Below are 5,573 nucleotides of genomic sequence, written 5' to 3'. Positions count from 1 at the left end.
CGCGGCGGTGCTCGTCGTCTCGCGCCGGCCCCGGAGGGCCCCGGGAGCATCATCTCGCGCACCCGGCCGAAAGCAAGCCCGAGCCCGACCGCCGGAGACGGCGAGGAGCCGAGGCTGGTGGGGAGGGGGGGGGCGAGCCGGCCTGCGCGTACGGCCGCGACGGCCGTCGTGAGGCGGCGGCCCGGCCGCGGGCCAAGGGGTTCGTCGTCGACTAAGAGCGAGTTGCACGGCCCTGGGGCCGGGCCACCGTCGCGATCGACGAGGATGAGGGGTCTGTCAGACTTCGGAGCCGAGCCCTTGGACGGGGTCCACGTCTCGGAGTTCCACGGTTCGTCGACGTCGCGAAGCACCCGCCCAGGACCCATCCCGGCGTCCTAGTTCAGGGGCGACTCGAAGAGTAGCCTCTGTGAGGATCGAGGCTGCCGGGCGTCTCTCAAGCGTTCTACGGCGCGATCGAGGCGAGGGACGTCCACGTCGTGAATCCACCCGTCGGTCCTTTGCTGAAAGTGATGCGTCCAGCGACGACTCGATGGCCTGGACATCGAACTTCGATGGATTCTCGGTGGCGTCGGTTGGATACCGGGCGGTACGGGTTCACGGGCCGTGGCGATGATCGTCCGGAAGTGGAGAGGTGCGGCGGCATCAGAGACGATCCAACCTCCGGTCGGCAAGAGGCGACTCCGGCACGCGCGTCGGCTTGGCGGACCGAGGCAGTCCACCGCAGCCGGCCTTCTCGAAGGCCCGTAGAAATCGCGTCCGTGGGATGGAGCCATGCCCGATCTCGCGGCGATCCCGGGTCGACCGCGGCCGCGATCCCACAGGGAGGGTCTAGGCGGACGGGCGCGACGCCACTAACCTGGGGGGCGGGGCGCGATCGGGAGCCGCCCCGGGCCGCCGCCATCCCGGGATCCGTCGCGATTCGGAGCCGCATCATGACCGCCAAGGCCGCCTCGATCGCCCTCCTCGCCCTCCTCGTCCTGCCGGCCCGAGCGGGCGTCGAGCCGGGCGACGGGCCGGAGGCGTTCCCCGTCGCGATCGCCGTCGACGCCGCACGCGTCGGGGCCCCCTTGCCGCCGATCTGGCGCTTCTTCGGCGCGGATGAGCCGAACTACGCCTACATGAAAGACGGCCGGAAGCTCCTCGGCGAACTCGGGCGGCTCCGGCCCGGCTCGGTCTACTTCCGCGCCCACAACCTGCTCACTTCCGGCGACGGCACGCCGGCGCTCAAGTGGGGCTCGACCGGGGCCTACCGGGAGGACGCGGACGGCCGGCCGATCTACGACTGGACGATCGTCGATCGGATCTTCGACGCCTACTTGGAGCGGGGCGTGAAGCCCTATGTGCAGATCGGATTCATGCCGAAGGAGATGTCGGTCAAGCCCGAGCCGTACCAGCACCGTTGGACGCCCCGGGCGAAATACGACGAGATCTACACCGGCTGGGCCTACCCGCCGAAGGACTACGAGAAGTGGGGCGAACTGGTCTACCAGTGGGCGAAGCACTGCGTCGACAAATACGGCCGCGCCGAGGTCGAGTCGTGGTACTGGGAGGCCTGGAACGAGCCGAACATCGGCTACTGGCGTGGAACGCCCGAGGAGTTCTACAAGCTCAACGACCACGCCGTCGCGGCCGTGAGGCGGGCGCTGCCGACGGCCCGGGTCGGCGGGCCCGAGGCGGCAGGGGGGGGCGGCCGGTGGACGCACGACTTCCTGGAGCACTGCCTGCGGGGGACCAACGCCGCGACGGGGAAAGTCGGCACGCCGCTCGATTTCGTCTCGTTCCACGCGAAGGGGGCGCCCTCGGTCGTGGACGGGCACGTCCGCATGGGGATCTCCGCCCACCTGAAGACGATGGACCAGGCGTTCCGGCTCGTCGCGTCGTTCCCCGAGCTGAGGAAGACGCCGATCATCATCGGCGAGTCGGACCCCGAGGGGTGCGCCGCGTGCCAGGGGCCGCAGTTCGGCTATCGCAACGGCACGATGTATTCGAGCTACACGGCGGCGAGCTTCCCGCGCAAGCTCGAACTGGCCGAGCGTGCGGGGGTGAATCTCGAGGGGGCGCTGACCTGGGCGTTCGAGTTCGAGGACCAGCCGTTCTTCGCGGGGTTCCGCGCCCTGGCGACGAACGGGATCGACCTGCCCGTGCTGAACATCTTCCGCATGTTCAGCCTGATGGACGGGCGTCGCGTCGCCGCGGAGAGTTCCGCCGAGGTCCGGCTGGATGACGTCGTGGCCGCCGGCGTGCGCGGGGCCCCGGACGTCGCGGCGCGGGCGGCGATCGACGGCGATCGGCTCGCGATCCTCGTCTGGCACTACCACGACGACGACGTGCCCGGCCCCGAGGCCGACATCACCGTCGACGTGCGCGGACTCCCGCAGGGGGCGGCGTCGGCCCTGCTGCATCACTATCGCGTCGACCGGCGGCACGGCAACTCGTTCGAGGCGTGGAAGCGGATGGGCTCGCCCGAGCGGCCGACCGCCGAGCAGGTCGCCGAACTGGAACTGGCCTCGCGTCTGGCTCCGCTCGAATCGCCGGGGCGCGTCCGCGTGGAGGGCGGGGCCCTGAAGCTCCGCCTCAGCCTGCCGCTCCACGGCGTCTCGCTGCTGCGCCTGGAGTTGGGGCGGTGACTCCGGCGACGCCTTCGCGAGCTCGTCCGGCAGGTCGAGAACCGCCCGAGGGCGCGTAGGCATGGCGGACCGACGCACTCTCCGGTGGGGCGTTTATTCGAGCCGCTCGGCCAAGGATCGGCTGCACATCTCCGAGGGGACGCCCTCGGATGGTTGCTGAGGCTGACACTGTCAGTGCTTGAGCTCCCCGCTGGACATTCGCACGATCGGGTGCCGGACGATTCGGGAGTTCATCCACCGCTTTGATGCCGACTGGCCCGTGGCATGCCTTTTGCGGCCGCACATCCTGTCGATGTAATCGGTAAGCGATGCGACACCGCGCGGGATGGCGAGCGACCCCGATGGAAGATGCCGACCACGCCGATCCTGCAACGACCTCCGGCTCCGACGGATTCGTCCGCGTGCGCGGGGCGCGCGAGCACAACCTCAAAAACGTCGACCTCCGCATCCCGCGCGACGCCCTCGTCGTCTTCACGGGCGTCTCCGGCTCGGGCAAGTCGTCGCTCGCCTTCGGCACGCTCTACGCCGAGGCGCAGCGTCGCTACCTGGAGTCGGTCTCGCCCTACGCGCGACGGCTGTTCCACCAGCTCGGCGTGCCGGAGGTCGACCAGATCGACGGGCTGCCGCCGGCCGTGGCGCTCCAGCAGCAGCGCGGGTCGCCCTCGGCCCGCTCGTCGGTCGGCAGCGTCACGACGCTCTCGAACCTGCTCCGGATGCTCTACTCCCGCGCCGGCGAGTATCCTCCGGGCCAGGGGATCCTCTATGCCGAGTCGTTCTCGCCGAACACCCCCGAGGGGGCCTGCCCCGAGTGCCACGGCCTGGGGCGGGTCTACGAGGTGGCCGAGCGGTCGATGGTGCCCGACGACTCGCTGACGATCCGACAGCGGGCCGTCGCCGCCTGGCCGACCGCGTGGCAGGGGCAGAACCTTCGCGAGATCCTCATGACGCTCGGCGTCGACGTCGACACACCCTGGCGCGACCTGCCGAAGAAGGACCGCGATTGGATCCTCTTCACCGACGAGCAGCCGACCGTGCCGGTCTACTCGGGGTACACGGCCGATGAGGTGAAGAAGGCCCTGAAGCGAAAGGAGGGGCCGAGCTACATGGGCACCTTCACCGGCGCCCGGCGGCACGTCCTGAACAGCTTCGCCAAGTCGCAGAGCGCCTTGATGCGGAAGCGCGCGCTGCAGTTCATGACCGGGGCCGACTGCCCTGCGTGCGGTGGCAAGCGGCTCCGTCGCGAGGCGCTCGCGGTGACGTTCGCCGGGCGGGACATCGCCGACCTCTCGGCCCTGCCGATGGCGCGGCTCTCCGGCGTCCTCAAGCCCTATGCCGAAGGGACGGCCCCCGGCCTGGCGAAGCTCATCAAGGAGCACCCGGAGAAGGCGCTGGTCGTCAAGCGGATCGCCTGCGACGTCGTCGCGAGGCTGTCCGTGCTGCTCGACCTCGGCCTCGGCTACCTGGCGCCGGACCGCGGCACGCCCACGCTCTCGCCCGGCGAATTGCAGCGGCTCCGGCTCGCGACGCAGGTCCGCTCCAACCTGTTCGGAGTCGTCTACGTGCTGGACGAGCCCTCGGCGGGCCTGCACCCGTCCGACACCGAGGCGCTGCTGCGCGCGCTCGACCGACTCAAGGCGTCCGGCAACTCCCTCTTCGTCGTCGAGCACGACCTCGACGTGGTCCGGCACGCCGACTGGATCGTCGACGTCGGCCCCGAGGCCGGCCAGCACGGCGGTGAGATCCTCTACAGCGGCCCCCCGTCGGGCCTCGCCGGGGTCGAGGCTTCACGGACCCGGCGCTATCTCTTCCGGGAGCACGCCGCCCCCGCGCGGACGCCCCGCACGCCCCGGGGCTGGCTCCGCCTGGCGGGGGTCAGCCGCAACAACCTCCGTGGGATCGACGTCGCCTTTCCGCTCGGGGTGTTCACGAGCGTCACGGGCATCTCGGGCTCGGGGAAGTCGAGCCTGGTGAGCCAGGTCCTGGTCGATCTGGTCGCCGGGTCCCTGGGGCACGAGGTCGCGTCGGAGGACGAGGACGCCGACCCGCTGGAGCGGCCGGCCTCGGCCAGCACCGGCGGGGAGATCGTCGGCGGCCTGGGGGGGCTTCGCCGACTCGTGCGCGTCGATCAGAAGCCGATCGGTCGGACGCCGCGGTCGAACCTCGCCACCTACACGGGGCTGTTCGACCCCATTCGCCGGCTCTTCGCCGAGACCAAACTGGCGCGGGCCCGCCGCTACGACGCCGGGCGGTTCTCCTTCAACGTCGCCAAGGGCCGGTGCGAGAACTGCCGGGGCGAGGGCTTCGTCATGGTCGAGCTGCTCTTCCTGCCGAGCGTCTACGCCCCCTGTCCGGCCTGCCGCGGCGCCCGCTACAACGCCGAGACGCTCGAGATCAAGTATCGGGGGGAGAGCATCGCCGACGTCCTCGGGATGACCGTCGACGCCGCGCGCGAGTTCTTCGCCGACGAGGTGCAGGTGCTGCGCCCGCTCGACGTCCTGCACGACGTCGGCCTGGGGTACCTCCGGCTCGGCCAGCCGGCCACCGAGCTGTCGGGCGGCGAGGCGCAGCGGATCAAGCTCGCGACCGAGCTGCAGCGGTCCCAGCGGGGCGACTCCCTCTACGTCCTCGACGAGCCGACAACCGGCCTGCACCCGGCCGACGTGGAGAAGCTGATGCGGCAGCTCGACGGCCTGGTCGCGTCGGGGAACACGGTGATCGTCGTCGAACACGAGATGCTCGTCGTGGCGGCGAGCGATTGGGTCGTCGACATCGGCCCCGGCGCCGGCGACGAGGGGGGGCGGGTGGTCGCGTCGGGAACGCCGGCGGAAGTCGCCGCCTCCCCCGAGAGCCGGACGGCCCCCTATCTTGCGCGATCCCTCGACTTGGCGGCCACGCCGTGAGGGCCATGCCCCTCGACCCATGTCGCGGGGTCCGCATGGACGGCTA

General features: G+C 70.9%; 2 protein-coding genes. Both read left to right on the top strand.

Annotation, left to right across the window (positions count from 1 at the left end; genetic code table 11):
- Positions 1-932: 932 nt before the first annotated feature.
- Positions 933-2,627 (top strand): GH39 family glycosyl hydrolase, encoded by a 1,695-nt coding sequence (locus tag G6O68_RS31310; protein ID WP_165253604.1) that lies wholly within the window; start codon positions 933-935, stop codon positions 2,625-2,627.
- 341 nt (positions 2,628-2,968) lie between these two features.
- Positions 2,969-5,527 (top strand): excinuclease ABC subunit UvrA, encoded by a 2,559-nt coding sequence (locus G6O68_RS31305; protein ID WP_165253602.1) that lies wholly within the window; start codon positions 2,969-2,971, stop codon positions 5,525-5,527.
- The last annotated feature ends 46 nt before the right edge of the window (positions 5,528-5,573 follow it).

The organism is Paludisphaera soli (genome assembly GCF_011064595.1).
Lineage (GTDB): Bacteria > Planctomycetota > Planctomycetia > Isosphaerales > Isosphaeraceae > Paludisphaera > Paludisphaera soli.
The sequence above is the reverse complement of the archived record's forward strand: the minus strand, read 5'-3'. Positions and strand labels throughout refer to the sequence as shown.

Bases quoted from the DNA above. Each gene is read 5' to 3' on its own strand.
- G6O68_RS31310 (WP_165253604.1), top strand. From the start codon at position 933: ATGACCGCCAAGGCCGCCTCGATCGCCCTCCTCGCCCTCCTCGTCCTG.
- G6O68_RS31305 (WP_165253602.1), top strand. From the start codon at position 2,969: ATGGAAGATGCCGACCACGCCGATCCTGCAACGACCTCCGGCTCCGAC.